Source organism: Dyella kyungheensis (assembly GCF_049913195.1).
In the GTDB taxonomy this organism is placed as follows: domain Bacteria; phylum Pseudomonadota; class Gammaproteobacteria; order Xanthomonadales; family Rhodanobacteraceae; genus Dyella; species Dyella kyungheensis.
The window spans coordinates 3052161-3071496 of the sequence record NZ_CP183983.1; the positions used below are offsets into that span (position 1 = coordinate 3052161).

Genomic DNA, 19336 nt, shown 5'->3' on the forward strand with positions numbered 1-19336 from the left:
GTGTCCCTGGGTTTCAGCTCACCGGTTCAATACGCGGAGTACGGTTTGACCGGGTCGGGCGGATACGGCACCGGCAGCCGCTGCCGATCGAAGAAGTAACGAAGGTAGATCGTGCCAAGGTTGGGCGCGTAATCGCGTGAACGATCGAGCTTGAAGCGCGAACCGATCACCCAATGCGGAGTGAGCCGGTATTCCAGCGCAGCAGCCACCGTATAGCTGAAACCGCCGCCGGAGCCGGTGCCGAAATAAGGCGTTCCCAGATCCGCCGCGGCCATGCGCGCCACCGCCTGCTGTTGCAGGTCGGGCCGCGTGGGGAAATACGGCGCATCGTCCTCGCGGGTGGAGGAGTTGCCCAGCGAGGCTTCCACCTCCCACGCCCAGCGCTTGTAACGCCCGCTCCAGTCCAGCGGGAGGGATGCCGAGAAATAGCGACCCGGGCTGTAGTAGCCGCCGTTGCCGAACGTGTAGAAGTGCTGGTTGTTGGCGTAGTGCCAGTAGTTGATCACCAGCCCGCTGGAGAAGCGCTGGTCTGTGCCCACGTACACGGGCCAGTCGATGCCGGTGCGTACCTTGAATTCGTGATTGGTCTCGGTGTTGTCGCCGGTGAGCACGCCAAAGCCCACCGAGGCGAACACGGTGGTGATGCCCACGTCCTGCGCGCCGCGCACGGTCATGCCGCTGCGCACGACACCACCCCAGCTTTCGCCGGTGACCGGATCGTGGGCGCCTGCGTACGAGACCAGGCTGCTGGTGACGGGGCGACGCGAGACGTCCACGGTCACCGACGAGCTGTAGAAATCGTGCCGGTAGAGAAAGCCGCCGAGTACGTTGTTGACCGTGAATCCCACCGGCGAACTGCCGACGTCGGCCCGCCAGCTGTTGCTCGCACCGCTGAAATCGTAGCCCGCAGCGAACGCAACGCCCTTGTCGGTCTGGTCGAGTGGATGCAGACCGGCATTGCCGAGCCCAGCGATCTTGCCGAACTGGTAGGCCGGATCGATACGGTCCGCCGGCAAGGTGCCTGCATTGAGCAACACCGTATCGGCATGGAAGAAATAGTGACCGCTATAGCCATCCGGAATGCGCAGATAGACCGGTATTTCGGTGGCGTCGAGTCGCGACATGCCGCTGCTGCCCGACTCGTTGGACTGGATGACCGCCGTGGCGACCTGCCCTTGCCGCCGGTCCTCCAGGCCTTGCAGAGCGCGCTGCGCCGAGGTGAGTCCATCCTCCGTACTCGGCGTCTCGCCTTCGCCCTGCTCCTGCGACACAGCGCTCCGATAGAGCTGTGCGGCATCCTGGTAATCGCCCTGCGATTGCGCGATGCGGCCCGACTGCAAGGTCACGTCGGAACGATCGGGATACTGCGCCCGCAACGGATCGATCACCTCGCGTGCCTGCCCGTTGCGCCCGATCGCGGTGTAGCGGCGGACAACGGCCAATCGCGTGTCGACATCCTCGGGCGCGGTATCGGCCAGCACCTGGTCGACGATGGTCTGCGCGGCTTTGCGGTGCCCCATGCGCTCTTCCATCCGCGCGATGGTGAGGCGGGCGTCGGCGTCGCCAGGATGGTCGTCCAATACCTTGCGCGCGAAAGTCTCTGAACCGTGGTAATCGCGATGCGCCTCGCGCAGGTCTGCCTGGGCAAGCAGCCAGCGCTTTTCCTTCTTGCTGGCCTCGGGCACCTCGTCCAGCGTGCGCTCGGCGGTGGCGAGATCGCCGGCATCGATCTGACGCGCGGCCTTGCGCAGCGACAGGCGCAGCAGTTGGTCGTCGAACTGCGCCTGCTGTTCGGCGGTGACGCCCGGATGCTGGCGCGCATCGGCAATCCACGCCCGCCATTCCTCGTCGCGATCGGCCGCACCGAGCAGTTCGCCGTAGCGCAGGCGCACGCCGATCGCCGGATCGTCGGGATGCGTGGTCAGCCAGTCGCGCACCAGCGCCAGGCCCTTGTCGGGCTGGCCCAGGGTGATCCATTCGCGCCCGACGCTGGCTAGCAGTTGGGGATCGTCGCGCACATCGGACGTCACCTGATCCAGCAGCGCGACGGCTTGCTGCCGTTGGCCCTGCGCTTCCAGCTGGCGCACTTCGCGCAGATCGCGCTGTGCCTTCAGATTGATCGCGAGCTCGCGCATGCCCTGGGAACGCTCGTTCGCCGGCACCTGCGCAAGCACGCTGCTGGCCGTATCGATGTCGTCCAGCGAGTTGAGGTAAAGCGCGCTGGCGTAGCGCATGTCCGGCGTCGCCGTCGTGCGCAATCCATCGTCCATCACCGCGCGCCCCAATGCGGGCAATCCGATGTCGCGATACTGGCGTGCCAGCGTGTAACGCAACCAGGCGTCCTTCGGCTTTAGGCGCACGGCCTCTTCCAGCTTCAACACGGCGGAGCCGCTCTTGCCTTCGGCAATCGACTGATCGGCTTCGATGGAAAGCAGTTGCGCACGCAAGCCCACCATGGCATCGCCGGAACCGGTGTAGCGCTGTTCCGCCTGCGTGATGAGCGGCGCGATCTCGTCCGTGCGATGCGTTTCGATCAGCAGCCTGGCCAGCAGTTCCAGCGCATCGATGTCCGGGTTCTTCGCCTGAACCAGGGGACGCAGCACCGCTTCTGCTTCGGGCCACTTCCGCTGAGCCATCAGCGAGGTGGCCAGCACCTTGCTGGCGTCAGCCTGGTTCGGTTGTTGGCGCAATGCCTCGCGTGCCAGCGCCTCGCCCTGTTGCGGGTGACCCTGATCGTTGGCGGCGCGGGCCTTGGACAAGCTGCCCCAGAAGCTCGCGGTGGCCATCAGGCTGCGCCATTTGCCGGCGTTGTCCGGATCGAGCGCCAACGCGCGGGCAAACAAGGCGCGCGCTTCGTCGTGCTTGCCCTCGCGCATCTTCGCCAGGCCCTGCTCACCGATCGCTTCGCCCTGCCGCGACGTCGCCGAGGGTGGCGATGGTGTGGCCGAAGCTTCCGCCTGCGGCTGCGTGCCTTTCGCAGGCGGCACGTAGTTGGCGCCGCCTTTCTTCGCCAGCGCCGCAAGCGCTTCCTTGACGTTGTCGTCGTCGGGCACTTCCTTGAGATAGCGCTGGTACCAGAGGTAGTACGCGGGATCGTCGCTGCCCGCGCCATTGAGCGCACGCCGCCACAGCTCAAGTGCCTGCGGGCGGTTGGCATCCTGTCGCTGATACACGCGATAGATGATCTCCAGGCCTTCCAGCCGCGTGGACGCGCGGTCGGTCAACATGTCCGCCAGCGTCAAGGCCAGGCCGAGATCGTCCGGGTTCTGCCGCATGCGCTCGCGCAGCTCGTTGAGCGCCCTGTCGCGCTGGCCCGCCCCGGACATGGCGCGGTAGTAGTCGCCGGCGAGAGCACCCGAGGGCGCGCCGCGCGGAAACAACGCCTGCATCTTCTGCCATGCCTCGGCGGACTGGCCCGTACGCATGGCCAGGCGCGCTTGCGCCAGGGCGGTCTTGTCGGTGGTGGCAAGGCGGTAGGCATCGGCCAGTTCCAGCGTTGCCGGATGCCGGGGATAGCGTTGCTGCAGTTGCTGCAGCAGCTTCCCCGCTTCGGCGGGACGGTTGGAGCTGAGTTCGATCTGTCCCATCAAGGCCAGTGCGTCCGGCTGCGCGGGATCGATCAGCAAGGCTTTTTCCACGATGCCGCGCGCCATGTCGGGACGGTTCTTGGCCTGCCACACGCGCGCCGAATCGAGCAGTTGTTTCATCTGCGGGCTGGGCGCGGCCGCATTCGCTTGTGCCAGCGCCAGCGCGGGCATCGCGCTACCGGCCATCAGCAGCACGATGGCGGGCACGAACAGGTCGCCTAGTGCAGCGCGGGACACGTCGACGTCCAGGCAGGAACCACGGCGCCATCCGCATCGAAGCGATAGAGCCCATCGAGATGACCGAGGCCGAACAACATCAATACCTGGCTGTAGTAACCCGGAGCGGTTTGCGCCGCGAGCGTGCGGCTGCGTTGCACCTGGGCTTGCGCCAGATCGCGGCGCCCCAACGCAGCGAGGTAAGGCGCCACGGCTGCGGAGAAACCGCCGTTGCCTTCGTTGCTTCCCGCCGTGCCAGTCTGCGTGTCGACGCGTTCCGGCGGAAAGCCGTGCGCGGCGACGAAATCGGCCAGCGGAGCGAACTTCTCCAGCACCGAGGCACGGGCGGGCGCATCCGCCGCCAGCATGCCCGCCCACAGGTACACGCGAATCGCGTTGTATGCGCTTTCGGCCTTGCTCTGTTCGTCGGGGCCAAAACCCTTGTCGCGCCGATAGATCACCCAGTCCGGCGAAAAGCCGTGCGGCGCGGTGTTGGTCACCAGCTTGGTGGAACTGTCGAGTACGGCCTTCCATTCCGTTTGTTGCGGCAACGCGTGGGCGAGCTGACGCATCACCTGCAGCGGCACGTAACTGGGGTTGAGCCGCCACACATCGTCCTGCGGATGAAAGCCTACCGGGCCAGGCAGAACGGTGCGGCCCAGCCCGGGCAACACCGCCGTCTCCCGCGCCGCGATGTTCCGCGCCAGTACCGTGCCCAGCGCGGTGTAGCTGCGCTCGTGCCACAGGCGGCCGGCCTCGATCAGCGTGTAAGCGATCCACAGATCGGCATCGGACGCCGGGTTGCTGTCCAGCACGCCCCATGTCGGCGCCGTGCCTTTGTTGCCGTCCTTCGCTTCCTGGCGACCCCACTGCCAGGCGGGCAGATGCTGGGTGAGATCGCCTTGCGCGAGGTTGTTCTGGGTCCAGTTGAGCACGCGGTCGAAGGTGGCGCGATCGTTCGCCACCAAGGCGAAGAACAACGCGTACGCCTGTCCTTCCGATACGGTGACCTGCTGCGGCGTGCTGGCATCGATCACGCGGCCATCGGCACTCAGCGTGTTCTGCTTGAAGTGCTCCCAGTCAGGCCATGCGCACGACGATGCCAGCGCATGGCCAGTCGCGACCATCGCGGCAACGGCCAGCAGCGCACGTAGTGGCGGCCTCAAAAGACGACGCATGCATCAATGCTCGAGGCGATGTGCAGCGAGCCGACCCAGCGCCCAGAACACCGTCAATGCCACGAACAGGCCCGCGAGAATGCCGGCGATCGCCATCAGCGCGGGGTACCGGGAAATGTGTACCCACAACCACGCATACCAGGGCAGATGGCCGGCGTAATAGGTGTCGCCGACGGTGAGGCCGACCACCACCTTCTGCCGGACCACGGTGAGATCGCCGCGCACTTCGCCCACCCTCGCATCGTCAGCGAGCACGTCGAGCAGGTCGCCGAGGCGATCGGAGGTATTGGCCGCCAACGCCACCACGCTCTTGCCGCTGGTGTAAGGCGACTGGAAACCCACGAAGGCCGCGGTGGGTCCGTTGACGCTCATTGCCGTGCGGGCGACCGGTCCCTGGTCCTTGGGGCGATCCGTCGGCTCGCGCACGGACAGGTCGTTCTCGCCGCGCTCGATTAGCATCGGCAGGCCCTTGCCCCACTTCGCCATCAGCTCGGCGGCGCTGCCGGTGCCGATCACCAGCAGGTCGCGATCGCGCACCGTATCCACTGCACTGGCCGGCACCAGCGATACGCGCAAGGCAGGCAAACCGCTCCAGCGCCCCATCTGTCCCAGCATGGTGAACAGGGCTTCTTCGTCGTGCACGTCGGGCGCATCGGGAATCACCACCGCCGTGTCGGCAAGATCGGCCATGCGTGTGAAGGGAAAGCCGCTGGTGGCGAAGAAGGCCAGGTTCGGCATCGCCGTGTAGTGCACGAACTGGCTGAAGTCGATGGTGGAATCGGGATCGACCGCCGCCCGCGTGCTGTCCGTGGCGGCGGCCACGCACAGCCCGGTCTTCTGCGAATCCATATGGAACTGGAACTGGAACTGATTGGTGCTGCCGATGCGCAATGCCGGTACGCGCACTTCCTCCGCACCCCGCGCTTCCGAGCCCGACAGCAGCGGCACATTGAATTGCCGCTCCACGCCGGACGGATCGGCGGGGCGCAAGCGCACCGAGCGCAACAGCTGATCGTTGACGCCGATATTGAGCACCGAGTCGTTGTAGTTGGATGGCGCTGTATAGCGGTAATGCACGTTCAGCGGCACGCTGTGGCGCGCCCAGGCAAACAGATCGGGCGGCAGGCGCATGTCGACGCGCACGGGCGGTGGGTTGAAACCCGCCGCTTCGAGCTGCGCCGGATCGCTGACCAATTCCTTGAAGCTCACCGCGCGGTCCACCGGCGCCCAGTTCGGCGCATCGTAAGGACGGCGCTCGGGCCCCAGATCCACCGACTTCACGATGGCCTCGTCGCCCGACATGCCGACCTGGCCCAGCACGAGCGCGTCGGCCGCTTCCTGCAATTCCTTGGCATCCCGACCCGCCAATACCAGCAATTTGCGGCCCGATGCCGGCGCACTGGCGGGGTTGGCCATCACGATGACGGTCGGGCCTTTGATCTCGCCCAGCTTCACGCCTTCGGGCATCGCGTTGGGCAAGGCGAAAGCGATGGCATGCGCATCAGTTGGCGGTGTCTGCGCCACCGGGAAACGCGCGCCGCGCCAGCCCGCCAACGCGCCGAACCACGACGACACCACGCCTGCCGCACGCAGCGTGGCGGCATCGGCATGCGCGGGCAGGACGAAGGGAATGCTGAGCGGTCGGTTGTCGCGCCGGTCGAAGAACGGTCCGGGCAATAGCGCGAGGCTGTTGGGCAGCGCGATCTCCGAGGTGGTCAGGGTCAGCACCGTGTCGGGGCTGATGTCGGTCCACAACGAGGTGTGATACGGGTCTTCGCAATGATCGAGCGTGTAGTGCGCGATCATCTGCACGCCGATCCGGTTGAAGTCGGTGAACAGGCGCGGATCGAGCACCAGCTCCTTGGTGACGGTCTGGCCCGCCTGCTCCTTGTCCATCGGCAGCGTGGCGACCACCTCGCCGTTGAGGAACACCTTCAGGTGCGAGAGCGAATAGATCAGCGACGGCGAATAGGTGTAGACCAGCCGGAGCCTGGCGCCCGTCACCACTTCGTCGTTGCGCACAGCCACGTTCAAGATGCCGTTGGGGTCTTGTCCACGCAACTTGATGGCGCCGTTCGCGCCCATTTGCTTGAGCGTGAGATCGCGCGCCACGCCGGCAGACGCGGCGGGCGGCGGCGCATCGGTCGTTTGTGGGGCGGCCACGGAACTGGCCGCGGCGGGCCCGGCTACCGTGTCGACGGGCCGCGCGCTGGCGCCATGCGCCATCCAACCGCCCAGCAGCAGTAGACCGAAACAAACCTCACGAAGTGGCCGCATGCGATGTTGCCTTGGATCGGTGGCGCCATGGGAGGAACGAGCCGACTGGCAAAGCAAGCCACGCACCCTTCCATCCCGCCTTTACCCATGAACCCACACGATCCGCAGAAATCCGATTCGCAACGCCCATGCATCCCGTACGTTGCCTGTCTCCACAGCTCATGCCCCTGCCGACGATCGTTTTCTCCCCATGGTGCGGCAGTGGCGCTGCCACACCCCGACGAGCATTCCGTGGAGCACGTGGGCAACGCATGAAGCCACGGCGAGCCGCCGGCTTCATGCATCCTCACACCCAGTTATCGTCACATAGTTGAAACGATTAAGGGAGTGAGCATAAAAGAAACGTGAATAGTGACGATGTGCACATTTCCGGCAAAAAGCGGGGCGCAGCGATTCGGAAGCGAACGTGTAGTGCATGAACCTGCGAATGCGCGCAGTCGCAAGACGAATACATGCTAAAGGCCGTATTGCTTTCCACGCGTCGGGCAGACGAACTCACGCTCCGCGCGTCAAGCCGCGATCTCGTTGCGGGAAGCATAGAAACTTCATATGGACGTCTTTACGTCCATCATCGTGATGGGCGCGCCGGGCACGCCGTCAGGCCACGCCGGTCTTCGCGCCATCCATGGGAATCACCGCACCCGTGACGTAGCTGGCCAGCGGTGAAGCGAGGAACACGGCCACGTTGGCGATTTCGCGCGGCTCGGCCATCCGCCCCATCGGAATCTGCGCCAGCTGCTCGGCCAGCACTTCGTCGACGGTACGGCCGCTGGCGCGCGCCTGCGCATCGAGGCCTTCCTGCAGGCGTCCCGTACGCGTGGGGCCCGGATTGATCACATTCACCCGCACGCCCTTGGATGCATAGGCCGTCGCATAGCCCACCGAAGCCAGCATGAGCGCCGCATTGGCCGCACCGCCGCCGATATGCACCGGGCTCACCTGGCGACCGCCCTGCCCCACCACATTGACGATGCTGCCCTTGCCGCGCATCGCCATGCGACGGATCACCGGATCGATCACGTGCATATAGGTGAAGTACTTCGCCTGCATTGCCGCGTGCATGGCATCGGCGTGCAGATCGGCGACGGGTGTGCGTCGCGCCGCGCCGGCGCAATTGACCAGCACGTCGATGGGGCCGAATTCGTTCTCGATGTATTCGATCACCATTTGCGCGGCGACGATCTCCCGCAGGTCGGCGGCGGCCACTTCCATGTGCAGCCCTTCGCGCTGCAGGTCGTGTTGCGCGGCGTGCAGGTGCGAGAGATCGCGCGAGATGCCGATCACCTTGGCGCCTTCGCGCGCGAAGGCCATCGCGCAGGCCAGGCCGATGCCCTTGCTTGCTCCCGTGATGACCACGACCTGCCCCGCCAGACCGACATCCATGAACGCGCTCCTTGTTGCGAGACCTCATTGAAGCACGGCACCCGCGGTGTGGGCGTGGAGGTGATGGCTGTCACCCGCGATGCCTGATGAGCGGCCCTGCCCCGGGCGGGCCTCGCTGAGGAAGATAAGCGTCAGCTTCCGGCCCCAGGCCTGCCCCGGACCTCGTTCAGCCTTATAGGCCATCAGTCATGTTGCGAATTTCGGCTCGAGCTATTGACGCCTTCGAATATGGTGTTATAGTTCACTACAACACCGGTCCACGATAGCACTAAAGGAGAACGCCATGAAAGCGAATAACCTGCTAGCCCTGACCGCCGCCGCCTTGTTCACCACGGTTGGTTTGGCCGCCATCAACTCCAACGTCAAGAGTCTCCCCATCGGTGAGATCAATGGCGTCAAGGTCATCGACCTGGCTCCGGTCGAGGTCCGCCCCACGGCCGATGACATGCGCTCGGCAGCGCTGCTCACCGACGCCGGCATCGCCACCTTGAACGTCGCGCCGCTGCTGGCCTCGGAAGCCACCGCCCACGCCGCGCTCGGGAGCCAGCTGGCCATGCCCTACTATTCATTCGGTAGCACCAAGTTCGGCCGCATCAGCAAGGACTAACCGTATGACCATTACCTGGAACGACAGCGTCCCTATCTACCGCCAGCTCCGCGAACGCGTAGTGGCGATGATTCTGGACGGCGCCTTGAACGAGGGCGACCCGCTGCCGTCAGTACGCCAGGTTGCAGCGGATTTCCAAATCAATCCGCTCACCGTTTCCAAGGCGTACCAGGAACTGGTCGACGATCAACTGGTGGAAAAAAGGAGGGGATTGGGCATGTTCGTCATCGATGGAGCCAGGGATGCGCTACTCAAGTCCGAACGAGAGCGCTTCCTGCGGGAGGAATGGCCCGCGCTCTTCGCCCGCCTGCAACGCCTGGGGCTGGACCTGAAGACCCTGTTGCGCGAAGCCCCGGATAACGCGGGCAGCGAAGGGAGTCAGCCATGAACGCGGTCGTGACGGCCACCGGCCTGACCAAGGCCTACAAGAATGCGCTGGCGTTGAACGATGTCAGCTTCCGTATCGAGTCCGGCCGCATCGTGGGACTGATCGGTCCCAACGGCGCAGGCAAGACGACCGCGTTGAAGGCCATCCTCGGCCTCACCGATTTCAAGGGCGAGTTGAATGTGCTGGGCTTCGATCCACGCACGCAACGCGACCAGCTGATGGAACAAGTGTGCTTCATCGCCGACGTGGCGGTGCTGCCGCGCTGGATCCGGGTCAGCGAGGCCATCGATTTCGTGGCCAACGTGCACCCGCGCTTCAACCGGGCCAAGTGCGAGGCTTTCCTGGCGCGCACCAAGCTCACGCCCAACCAGCGCGTGAAGCAGATGTCCAAGGGCATGATCGTGCAGTTGCACCTGGCCCTGGTGATGGCGATCGACGCCCGCCTGCTGGTGCTGGACGAACCGACGCTCGGCCTGGACATCCTCTACCGCAAGCAGTTCTACCACAGCCTGCTGGAAGACTATTTCGACGAGAACAAGACGATCATCGTCACCACCCACCAGGTCGAGGAGATCGAGAACATCCTCACCGACCTGATGTTCATCCGCGACGGGCGGATCGTGCTGGACACCGACATGGACACCGTGGGCGAACGATTCGCCGAAGTGATGGTGAGCGCCGACAAGGCCGCCACCGCCCGCAGCATGAGGCCGCTGGATGAGCGGCAGGTGTTCGGCAAGAGCATCTTCCTGTTCGACGGCGCCGATCGCGCCACGCTGGAAAGCATGGGCGAGGTTCGCCGGCCCACCGTCAGTGACTTGTTCGTCGCCACCATGAAGGGAACCTACGCATGAAAACCTTCTACTGGTTGCTTAAGCGCGAATTCTGGGAGCATCGCGGCGGTTTCCTGTGGGCTCCGATAGTCACCGGCGCCATCTTCCTGGTGCTCAACGTGATGGCCATCATCACCGCCGAGGTGTTGACCGCACGCCATGGCATGCACTTCGGCGGCGGCGTCGACATCCAAACGATGATACGCAACGCCGATGCCGGCGATTGGCAGCAGGTCGGCGCTGCCGCGGATATCGCGATGATTTCCTCGGTGGGCCTGATCGGCATCGTGATGGGCATCGTGGTGCTGTTCTACTGCCTCGGCTCGCTTTACGACGACCGCCGCGACCGCAGCGTGTTGTTCTGGAAGTCGCTGCCGATCTCCAACACCCATACGGTGTTGTCCAAAGTCGCCAGCGCCGCCGTGGTCGCGCCGGTTATCGCGGTCGTGGTCAGCATCGTCTGCGGCCTGCTGCAGTTGCTCATGTTCGCCGTCGTGCTGTCGTTCCATGGCATCAACGTGTGGCAACTGCTGGGACTCAGCCATCCGCTGCGCGCCGTCGGTTCGCTGCTGAGCAATGTGCCGCTGTACGGCCTGTGGGCCCTGCCCGCCGTCGGCTGGCTGATGCTCTGCTCGGCGGCTGCACGCAGCAAGCCGTTCCTGTGGGCAGTGGCGGTGCCGGTGGTGCTGGGTCTGCTGGTCACCTGGTTCGGCATCATGGGCTTGTTCAACCTGTCCACCGGATGGTTCTGGGTGAACATCGTGCAGCGTGCACTGCTGAGCGTGTTCCCGGGCTCCAACCTGGTGTTCGGCGAGCATAGCGCGCTGAAGATGGGCGAATTTGCCGACAGCGATCCGCTGGCCGTGCTGTCACCCATGCATACCTACAGCTTGCTCGCTTCGCCGGACCTGTGGATCGGCGTGATCGCCGGCCTGGCCCTGATCGCTGGCGCCATCTGGTTCCGCCGGGTTCGCGACGACAGCTGACGGTCTTGTCCCGCCTGCACCTTCCGCAAGGAGGCGGGGTGCAGGCGGGACAAACTTTTCCCTTTCCCAAAGCTTTGGCAGACTCCTCCCCTTTCATACCCTCGGAGTGTTGATATGTCGTTCCGCTACCTGCCTTGCGTACTCGCCCTTGCCGTACTGACGTCCGCTTGCAGCTCGGACAACGACGTGCAGGTCTTTGGCGGCGATACCGACGTGATCAACAGCCACATCACGCTGAACGACGGCCACGTCACCATCAAGATGCCGGGTGCACCCAACGCCACCATCGATCAGAACGGACAGCTGGGCATCGATGGCCACGACGTCGCCGTCAACGACGCACAGCGTGCGCTGTTGCAGCGCTACAACGGCGCGGCGCGGCAAACGCGCGAACACGCGCTGGAAGCAGGCAAGGCAGGCGTGGCGACGGCCAGCAAGGCGCTGGGCGCAGTGGCCGGCAAAATGACCGGTGCCGACACGGCCGAACAGACCAAGCAGAAAGCCGAAGACGCCTCGAAGGATATCCTGCAGGCCGCCACCAAGATCTGCGACGACATGGCCGAGATGAAAACCGCGCAGGATCAACTCGCCGCCCAGCTCGATGCGTTCAAGCCGTACGCCACGGCACTGAACGACGAGAGCGTCGCCAAGTGCCGCAAGGACACCAAGCGCTAAGCAACCCGCGCTTTACTGTGGGAGCGCACCCTGTGCGCGACTTGCGATGCACAACCTATCGCACGAATGTCACGCACAGGGTGCGCTCCCACAGGGCATGAGTCTGAGTCTGATCAGCCTCCGCCGCCACCACCGCCATGGATGCCGCCGCGCGTCAGCGTCATCGGATCCAGCAGCTTCTGCAGCTCGCTCTTGGAAAGCCCGGTGGTTTCCAGCGCCACGTCCATGATCGGACGCTTTTCCTTATAGGCCTGTTTGGCCGTCGCGGCGCCCTTCTCGTAGCCGATCACCGGATTGAGCGCGGTGACCAGGATCGGGTTCTTGTCCAGCGCCTCTTTCACGCGCGCCGTATTGACCTTGAACCCCGCGATGGCCTTGTCCGCCAGCAGCACGCTGACGTTGGAAAGGATATCGATCGACTGCAACAGGTTGTGCGCGATCAGCGGCAGCATCACGTTGAGCTGGAAGTTGCCGGACTGGCCGGCGATGGTGATCGCCGCGTCGTTGCCGATCACCTGCGCGGCCACCATCGCGGTAGCTTCGGGGATCACCGGATTCACCTTGCCCGGCATGATCGACGAGCCCGGCTGCAATGCCGGCAATTCGATCTCGCCCAGACCGGCGAGCGGACCTGAATTCATCCAGCGCAGGTCGTTGGCGATCTTCATCAGCGCCACCGCGAGGGCCTTCAACTGGCCCGACAGCTCCACCGCCGCATCCTGTGCGGCCATGCCTTCGAAATAGTTTTCCGCCGAATCGAAACGCACGCCGCTGAGCTTTTTCAGTTCGCGCGCCACGGCGGCGCCAAACTTCGGATCGGCATTGATGCCCGTCCCCACCGCCGTACCGCCCAGCGGCAGACGACGCATGCGCTTGAGGCTATCCGAGATGCGCTCGATCGCGGTGCCGATCTGCGCGGCCCAGCCGGACAGCTCCTGGCCGAAGGTCACCGGCATCGCATCCATCAGATGCGTACGGCCGGTCTTGGGTACGTTGCGCAGCTCGCGTGCGCGGCGATCGATGGCGCGCTTGAGGTGCTTGAGCGCCGGCAATAGCTGCTCGCTGGCAGTGAGCGTGGCGCTGACCTGGATGGCGGTGGGAATCACATCGTTGGAGCTTTGCCCGTAGTTGACGTGATCGTTGGGGTGAATCTTGCCGCCGGCATTGTTGGCCAGATGGGCAATCACCTCGTTGGCATTCATGTTGGTGCTGGTGCCGGAGCCGGTCTGGAACACGTCAATCGGAAACTGCTCGTCGTGCTGCCCCTCGGCCACCGCCAGCGCGGCCTTGCGGATCGCATGCGCCTGGTTCTTCTTCAGGTGACCGAGCAGGAAATTGGCATCGGCCGCGGCGGCCTTGATCAGGCCCAAGGCACGAATGAAGGAGCGCGGCATGTGCATGCCGGAGATCGGGAAGTTGTCGACGGCGCGCTGCGTCTGGGCGCCATAGAGCGCCTTGGAAGGCACCTTCAACTCGCCCATGCTGTCGTGCTCGATGCGGAACTGGCTCATGTCCTTGCGATTCCTCAGAGTGATTTCGGGAATATAGGTCGGGGCGCGTTAGGGCGCCGCCAAGGGGGCGCGCACTTTGACCGGCCCGAAGGGCGGAGGATGCACCACACTTCTCCCCCATCCCCACCGGGGTGAGGGGCGGGTGCTCGCGGGAACCTGTGCGCTTTCTGTGGGAGCGCACTTGTGCGCGACAGCCACGCTGGGATGTATCGCTCCGTAGGTTTGTCGCGCACAGGGTGCGCTCCCACAGTAGATTTGCAGCTCTTGGCTTTTGGTTTCCCGCATGACGCGGTGGGTGGGTGGAGGATCAGCCCGGAGGGTGGCCCGCATGAATGCTGGCCAAGTGGAGAAAGTCACCCGGCCCGCGGCAGCGGGACGGAAGTCCGCCGCAGGCGAGCCAAGTCCCCTTATCGCTAAACCAGGCGCAAAGTCAGTAGACCTCGGCCCTCGCCCAAGGCATCCCCAGACACAACGCTCCAGCCAGCGCCCCTAGCGCCAAGCCGATCCGCTCACACTGACCCTCATCGCCAAGTATGTCCCCGACCTCACAGCCCGCCCCGGGCAACGGCACCGTGGTGCAAGCCGACTCGACGAAGCGCGCCGACATGGTGGCGAGGATTTCGCGCAACGCGTCCTGCGCATGGTGCGATTCGCGCGCGGAGGCGTTCCACAGCACCACGGGCTTGTCGGGAAATTCCAAGCTGCCCACCAGCCAGTCGAGCAGGTTCTTGAACGGCCCGGGTACGCCATGTGCGTATTCGGGACAGGCGATCAGCAGGGCGTCGCTGGCGCCCACCTCGTCGCGCAGCGCCGCCACTACGCTTGGCAGCGACACCGCTTCGTCGTCGGGATTGAACAGCGGCAATGTGCCCAGCCCGCCATAGACGCGAAGTTCCATCGACGCGGGCGTCAAAGCCGAAGCCGCGCGCAACAGCGCCGTATTGCCGGAGCGCTTGCGCAAACTGCCGGACAGACACAGCACCCTGAGCGGTTTCACGCGCCCCGCATCGCCGCTCACGGCGTGCCTTGCACCATGATCTTGCCCAGGCCCAGCGACTTGTTGCGCGGCATGCGAGACAGGCGGCCCGCCGCGTTGCGCGCGATCTCGCGATAGCGCGCGGCCAGATCCGAATCGGGGATGGCGGCCACCGTCGGGGTGCCCCCGTCCGCTTGTTCGCGAATGCGTATATCCAGCGGCAACGAACCCAGGTACGCCACGTTGTACTGCTCGGCCATGCGCGCACCGCCGCCTTCGCCGAAGATGTGTTCCTCGTGGCCGCAGTTCGAGCACACGTGGGTGGCCATGTTCTCCACCACGCCGAGCACCGGCACCTCGACCTTCTCGAACATCTTCAGTGCCTTGCGCGCGTCGAGCAGCGCGATGTCCTGCGGCGTGGTGACGATCACGGCGCCGGACACCGGCACCTTCTGCGACAGCGTGAGCTGGATGTCGCCGGTGCCGGGCGGCAGATCCACGATCAGGTAATCGAGCTGTTCCCAGCGGCTGTCGTTGAGCATCTGCATCATGGCCTGGGTGACCATCGGGCCGCGCCAGATCATCGGCGTTTCCTCTTCGATCAGGAAACCGATCGACATCACCTGCAGGCCGTGCGCTTCCAGCGGAAGAATGGTCTTGCCATCGGGCGACTGCGGCTTGCCGCTGGCACCGAGCATGCGCGGCTGGCTGGGACCGTAGATGTCCGCGTCGAGCACGCCCACCTTGGCACCCTCGGCGGCCAGCGCCAGCGCCAGGTTGGCCGACACCGTGGACTTGCCCACGCCGCCCTTGCCGGAGGCCACCACGATGACGTTCTTCACGCCCGGCTGGGGCGCCAGCGTGCCCTGCACCTTGTGGGAGTGCACGCGGGTGCCGATCGACACGGTGGCGGTGGCAATGGCCGGATCGGCCTCCAGCGCCTGTTTCACGCGGACCGCCAGCGCATCGGCCACGCTTTTGGCGGGATAACCCAGCTGGATGTCCACCGACACGCGATCGCCGTCCACGCCAACGGCGCGCACGGCATCGGCGAGGGGCGCGCCGGTATGGGTATCAACAAGGTCGCCAAGAATGCGGCGGACCAGCGCTTCACTCGCCTGCGTCATATCGGGATCTACGGGATGTGATGGGGATTGGCCCATTATGCCAGCCCGGGGTCATAAGCCACTTGCGGCGCTTTCGCAGTGCAACTTGACGCCCTCGCGCCCGGTCGGTCAGGCTCCGAACATACGCTTTCGTACGGGAGGATCACCCATGAAGTCATTGCTTCGCATCGCCGTCGTCGCCGGTCTGCTGCTGGGCTCCAGCGCCGTGTTTGCCGCCGAGGTCACCCCGGTGGGTACCTGGAAGACCATCGACGACGAGACCGGCAAGCCCAAGTCGATCGTGAAGATCACCGACGAGGGTGGCGAGCTGAAGGCCACGGTCATCCAGGTGCTGCAATCGGAAGACGGCCCGCACCCCATCTGCAAGGCCTGCGATGGCGAACGCAAGGACAAGCCCGTGGAAGGCATGAACATCATGTGGGGCGTGCACAAGGACGGCGACACCTGGGATGGCGGCAAGATCCTCAATCCCCATGACGGCAAGATCTACAAGGTGAAGCTGCAGCCCAGCGCCGACGGCACCAAGATGACGGTGCGCGGCTATATCGGCTTCTCGCTGCTGGGCAAGACCCAGGTGTGGGAACGCCAGGAGTAAACGGCCAGCGTCTCTTTGTGGGAGCGCACTTGTGCGCGACTGGCGACACCACGTGAGGTAGCCGCAGTCGCGCACAAGTGCGCTCCCACAGTTAGAGCGCCTTCGGTCAATCCGCCGTGGCTTCAGCCCGATGCACCGCCATCCCGCGCGCTGTGAACGCCGCCCGGGTCGCCTTGTCGGCCGAATGCTCCACCACCAGATGTTGCACGCGGGCCAGTTCGGCCACCTGATGGGCGGCTACGGCGCCGAGCTTGTCGTCGGTCGCCACCACCACGGTCTCGTCGCTGGCCTCGATCATCGCCCGCTTGAACAGCGACTCCTCGCTGTCGAATCCCCACAGGCCATGGGCTGCGTCGATGGCGCAGGCACCGGGAAAGCACAGATCGGCACGCACGCGGCGCACCTGGTCTACCGCCTGTGCGCCGGTCGCGCCGCCGATGGCCACGTCGATACGCCCGCCGATAAGCAGCACGTCGAAGCCCTCGCGATCGAGCAGTACCTGCGCGATATGCGGGGCGTTGGTGATCACGGTAAGTCGCGCGTCGCGCGGCAACGCTGCGGCAATCGCCGCGTTGGTGCTGCCCGCATCGATCAACAGCGTTTGCCCTGCCTGCACCAGGCTGGCAGCCTTGCGCGCCAGCGCCTGCTTGCGCACGGAGTGTTCGTTGCGCCGCTGCTTGAGTGGCGTCAGGGTGACCGCGGGCAATAGCGCGCCGCCATAGACGCGCTTGCACAGGCCCAGCGCCGCCAGTTCGCGCAGATCGCGCCGGATCGAGTCTTCCGATACCTCGAAAGCGAGCGCCAGTTCCGCTGCAACTACCCGGCCTTCGGCGCGCAGGCGCTCGAGGATGCGTTGCTGGCGTTCTTCCGGCAGCGCATTGCTGTCCACGCTGGAAACAGGTGACTTAACCATGCGATGCCTCTCGGGTGGGCGGCTGCAGCAGTTCCAGTTCGATCAGTTGCTCGCGTAAGCCATCCGCGCCGCGAAACCACCAGCCGTGCATGCCCAGCGATTCGGCCGCTGCCACGTTGCGCGCCGAATCGTCGATATAGAGCGCTGTCGACGGATCGACCGCGTAGCGCTCCAGCAATCGCTGGTAGATCCGCGGATCGGGTTTGATCAGGCGCTCCTCGCCGGAGACTACGATGCCTTCGAACCACTGCAGGAATGCGAAGCGCTGCCTCGCAATGGGAAAGGTTTGCTGCGACCAGTTGGTCAGCGCCAGCAGCCGTACGCCTCGTGCGCGCAGTTCCGCCAGCAGCGCGACGCTGTCTTCCATCGCGCCGACCAGCGTTTCTTCCCAGCGCAGATGGTAGGCATCGATCAGCTCGGCGTGTTCGGGAAAGCGGCCACGCAGCAACGCCGTCGCCTCCGTCCACGGACGGCCCGCGTCCTGCTGCTCGTTCCATTCGCTGTTGCAGACTTCGCGCAGGAACCAGTCCATCTGCGCTTCGTCCTCGATCAGTTGCCGATACAGCCGGCGCGGGTCCCACCCGATCAGCACGTTGCCCAGGTCGAAGATCACCGTATCGATTGGCTTGCTCATCGCTTCACGATCCTTGCCGACAGTCCCACCAGCACCAACAGCGCCGCCACGCCAACGAAGGCCATCGGCAGGCTGCTGACGTGCGCCACGAACCCGATCAACGCAGGCCCGCTGAGCAGGCCTGCGTAGCCCAGCGTGGTGGCCGTCGCAATGGCGATGGCTGGTGGCGTGCCCGGCAGACGGCCCGCGGCGCTGAACATCACCGGCACGATGTTGGAAGCGCCAAGACCAATCAGCACGAAGCCCAGCAGCGAGATCGCCGCGCTGGAGACGCACGACACCAGCAGGAAACCGCCCGCCGCGAAGGCCGCCCCGATGCGCACCGCCCATTCGGGCCCATAACGGCCGACGAATCGATCGCCGAACAAACGCCCCAGCGCCATCGCCACCGAGAAGCACGCGTAACCGAAGCCTGCGGACACCGCGGGAACACCGCGGAAATCGCGCAGGAAGACCGCGCTCCAATCGAGCATCGCGCCCTCGGCCAGGAAACTCGCGAAGCACAGCAGGCCGAGCAGCCACGCCAGTGCGTGCGGCATGCCCAGGGGCGCCTTGGGCGATGCATCGGGCATGGGCGCATCGTCGAGCAGGTCGGTACGCAGCCATAGCACCAGCAGGGCGAGGCCGACCGCGATCAGCGACGCGGCGAGCGGCAGCGATACGCCCGCGGCAAGCAGCCCGCTGATCAACGCGGCACCCGTGAGGCCGCCGACGCTGAAGAGTCCGTGGAAGCCCGACATCAAGCGGCCGCCGTCGAGCCGCTCCACGTCCACCGCGTGCGCGTTCATGGCCACGTCGACGGCGCCCAGCATCACGCCGAAATACAGCAGCGCCGCCACCAGGGCCGACACGCTGGAGACCAGCGCCAGCGCCGGCAGCGCCGCGCACATCAGCAAGCCGGAGACCACGATGACCGTGCGATTGCCCAGCCGATGCGCCAGCCAGCCGACGAACGGCATCGACAGCATCGAACCGCCGCCGAACGCCAGCAAGGCAAGCCCGAGCTGGGCATCGTCCAGGCCCAGCCGCGCCTTGGCATAAGGCACCATGGGCGCCCAGGTCGACATGCCCATGCCGGAGACGAGGAAGATCAGGCGGGTCGCCCGCCGCGCCGCTGGCAACGCCATCGTGGACGATCCGTTCAAGCGATGGGTGACGGCATCCACGGGCATACTCTGCGAGAAAACAGGCACAAATGTATTTGAATGTGCAAAAACGTGCAACACCCGCCAGGTAGCCACAGCATGTCACGGTTCGACCATTTGCCCGCCCTTTCGGTAGGGAATACTTGGGTCCTTCCCAACGTTTCCTCACCGTCATTCCGGCGCAGGCCGGAATCCAGCAGCGAGTAGGCCGAGTTGTCGCGAATGCCGGCCCCCCCTGCTTCTTGGCTAAACCCCGAAACGGGCGTTACTGGATTCCGGCCTGCGCCGGAATGACGATGAGGGGA

The 19336-nt window shown here is 65.2% G+C and carries 16 protein-coding genes; 6 read left to right on the forward strand and 10 right to left on the reverse strand.

The annotated features are described in order from the left end of the window. Positions 1-26: 26 nt before the first annotated feature. The 4 genes from ACN9MB_RS13810 to ACN9MB_RS13825 form a co-directional block, all read right to left on the reverse strand. On the reverse strand, positions 27-3824 hold the full coding sequence (locus ACN9MB_RS13810; RefSeq protein WP_426269289.1) for a cellulose synthase subunit BcsC-related outer membrane protein: 3798 nt from the start codon (positions 3822-3824) through the stop codon (positions 27-29). Next, a complete protein-coding gene (gene bcsZ, locus ACN9MB_RS13815; RefSeq protein WP_426269290.1) occupies positions 3806-4981 on the reverse strand; it encodes a cellulose synthase complex periplasmic endoglucanase BcsZ in 1176 nt (391 codons plus the stop codon). The genes ACN9MB_RS13810 and bcsZ overlap by 19 nt, the downstream gene beginning before the upstream one ends. Positions 4982-4984: 3 nt before the next feature. After that, positions 4985-7258 carry a cellulose biosynthesis cyclic di-GMP-binding regulatory protein BcsB gene (gene bcsB / locus ACN9MB_RS13820; protein WP_426269291.1) on the reverse strand — a complete coding sequence of 758 codons (2274 nt, stop codon included), beginning with the start codon at positions 7256-7258 and terminating at the stop codon, positions 4985-4987. Between the two features lie 597 nt (positions 7259-7855). Beyond that, positions 7856-8641, reverse strand: a complete 786-nt coding sequence (locus ACN9MB_RS13825; protein WP_204636225.1) for an SDR family NAD(P)-dependent oxidoreductase — start codon at positions 8639-8641, stop codon at positions 7856-7858. Positions 8642-8924: 283 nt separating this feature from the next. Here ACN9MB_RS13825 and ACN9MB_RS13830 point away from each other — a divergent pair, with 283 nt between their 5' ends. The 5 genes from ACN9MB_RS13830 (at position 8925) to ACN9MB_RS13850 (ending at position 12130) form a co-directional block, all read left to right on the forward strand. After that, positions 8925-9248, forward strand: coding sequence for a hypothetical protein (locus tag ACN9MB_RS13830; protein ID WP_204636224.1), 324 nt, complete (start codon positions 8925-8927; stop codon positions 9246-9248). Between the two features lie 4 nt (positions 9249-9252). Next, positions 9253-9636, forward strand: coding sequence for a GntR family transcriptional regulator (locus tag ACN9MB_RS13835; protein WP_204636223.1), 384 nt, complete (start codon positions 9253-9255; stop codon positions 9634-9636). Beyond that, on the forward strand, positions 9633-10490 hold the full coding sequence (locus ACN9MB_RS13840) for an ABC transporter ATP-binding protein (RefSeq protein WP_204636222.1): 858 nt from the start codon (positions 9633-9635) through the stop codon (positions 10488-10490). Before ACN9MB_RS13835 ends, ACN9MB_RS13840 begins: the two co-directional genes overlap by 4 nt. After that, on the forward strand, positions 10487-11455 hold the full coding sequence (locus tag ACN9MB_RS13845) for an ABC-2 transporter permease (RefSeq protein WP_204636221.1): 969 nt from the start codon (positions 10487-10489) through the stop codon (positions 11453-11455). The genes ACN9MB_RS13840 and ACN9MB_RS13845 overlap by 4 nt, the downstream gene beginning before the upstream one ends. Positions 11456-11569: 114 nt before the next feature. After that, complete coding sequence (locus ACN9MB_RS13850) at positions 11570-12130, forward strand: DUF2884 family protein (protein ID WP_426269292.1); 561 nt, start codon at positions 11570-11572, stop codon at positions 12128-12130. Positions 12131-12243: 113 nt separating this feature from the next. Here ACN9MB_RS13850 and ACN9MB_RS13855 read toward each other — a convergent pair whose 3' ends face one another. From ACN9MB_RS13855 to apbC, 3 genes are all read right to left on the reverse strand, one after another. Next, positions 12244-13641, reverse strand: coding sequence for a class II fumarate hydratase (locus tag ACN9MB_RS13855; RefSeq protein WP_426269293.1), 1398 nt, complete (start codon positions 13639-13641; stop codon positions 12244-12246). Between the two features lie 430 nt (positions 13642-14071). Beyond that, positions 14072-14659 (reverse strand): NADPH-dependent FMN reductase, encoded by a 588-nt coding sequence (locus tag ACN9MB_RS13860; RefSeq protein ID WP_426269294.1) that lies wholly within the window; start codon positions 14657-14659, stop codon positions 14072-14074. Further along, positions 14656-15744 (reverse strand): iron-sulfur cluster carrier protein ApbC, encoded by a 1089-nt coding sequence (apbC, locus tag ACN9MB_RS13865; RefSeq protein ID WP_426269295.1) that lies wholly within the window; start codon positions 15742-15744, stop codon positions 14656-14658. The genes ACN9MB_RS13860 and apbC overlap by 4 nt, the downstream gene beginning before the upstream one ends. Positions 15745-15892: 148 nt before the next feature. On the opposite strand from apbC, the gene ACN9MB_RS13870 reads away from it, so the two are divergent. Continuing rightward, entirely contained in the window at positions 15893-16339 is a 447-nt protein-coding gene (locus ACN9MB_RS13870; RefSeq protein ID WP_426269296.1) for a DUF2147 domain-containing protein, read from the forward strand. 106 nt (positions 16340-16445) lie between these two features. Here ACN9MB_RS13870 and ACN9MB_RS13875 read toward each other — a convergent pair whose 3' ends face one another. The 3 genes from ACN9MB_RS13875 to ACN9MB_RS13885 are packed head-to-tail and all read right to left on the reverse strand — an operon-like array spanning position 16446 to position 19013. Continuing rightward, positions 16446-17252: a DeoR/GlpR family DNA-binding transcription regulator gene (locus ACN9MB_RS13875; RefSeq protein ID WP_426269297.1), complete on the reverse strand. Its 807-nt coding sequence runs from the start codon at positions 17250-17252 to the stop codon at positions 16446-16448. Further along, positions 17245-17886 carry an HAD family hydrolase gene (locus ACN9MB_RS13880; protein WP_426269298.1) on the reverse strand — a complete coding sequence of 214 codons (642 nt, stop codon included), beginning with the start codon at positions 17884-17886 and terminating at the stop codon, positions 17245-17247. Before ACN9MB_RS13880 ends, ACN9MB_RS13875 begins: the two co-directional genes overlap by 8 nt. Beyond that, complete coding sequence (locus tag ACN9MB_RS13885; protein WP_426269299.1) at positions 17883-19013, reverse strand: MFS transporter; 1131 nt, start codon at positions 19011-19013, stop codon at positions 17883-17885. The genes ACN9MB_RS13880 and ACN9MB_RS13885 overlap by 4 nt, the downstream gene beginning before the upstream one ends. Positions 19014-19336 lie beyond the last annotated feature (323 nt).